Below are 953 nucleotides of genomic sequence, written 5' to 3' on the forward strand. Positions count from 1 at the left end.
TTGGCAATAGGCATGCTTTGCTGGAACTCAATGACCCGTGAGTTGGCCTCCCGCAAACGGCCACTGGCCTCCGTTGCACGCATGGCCATAGTGACCTGAGACACCTGCAGGCCTGGGATCATCGCGCAGACACCTTTGGCCGTGTTCTCTGTTCCGTGTGTGTATAGGGCGCCGTAGACGGCCTTCAGTTCAGCCATGTCTTTGGCTCTGCGGCCTAGCAGAGCCTGGCTAAAGCCGCTTTTTGCGTCGATCTCGACCAGCATGTTGCCAAACTGGGCATCGCCGATCATGTTGAACATGCTCTCGCGTGTCTTGGTGACCTGGGGTTCGACTTCAAGCGCCTGAATCGGTGCAATGTGAATATGCCCCTGGCTGTCTATGGTCAAGGCCCCGTCCTCCACGGCCTGCACCAGTTGGCCGATGCCCGCTTTGACCCGTCCCAGCACGCGCTCCAGGAACTTATCTGGATTGTCCGTCAAGCTCAAAGCTCGGATCAGCGACTTGTGCTTCTCGGCCCACTGTGTTTCGGGTATCAGCTGATCGGCACGGTTGCGATGGCGGCTGCTGTGTTCCAGCCACAGCTTTCCGCCCTTGATCGCTTTCTTCAAAGAAGTCGCTGCGCTTGCTTTGAGAGCTGCAAGAGCAACCTTGCGATCAGGGCCTTCCAGCAGCGAGTGCCAGCTTGGGTCCGCAACCGACACATCAAACCCCTCGGGAAGGCTGCTGATGCCGCGTTTGGACAAATCGCGCAGCGTCTTGAGCTGCTTGAGCGCCTTGTCCGTTTCCTCGCCTTTGATCTCAAGGACTCCGAGGGCATTGAGCAGGGCCGACATACGCGGCGCTTGTTCTTTCACCAGTGTTTCCCGGACGAATTGAGCCCGCGTACCGGCAAAGTTTTCTGCATTCTTGGGCACCAGGTCGCGCATCGCCGCGACGATCTGAGCATCGGTCAA

The 953-nt window shown here is 58.3% G+C and carries 1 protein-coding gene; it reads right to left on the minus strand.

The genetic code is table 11. The features are described from left to right. On the minus strand, positions 1–953 hold a 953-nt coding region (locus AvAM_RS22670), incomplete at both ends, for a Tn3 family transposase (RefSeq protein ID WP_171012378.1).

The organism is Acidovorax sp. NB1, from assembly GCF_005405905.1.
Classification (GTDB): Bacteria; Pseudomonadota; Gammaproteobacteria; order Burkholderiales; family Burkholderiaceae_C; genus Acidovorax.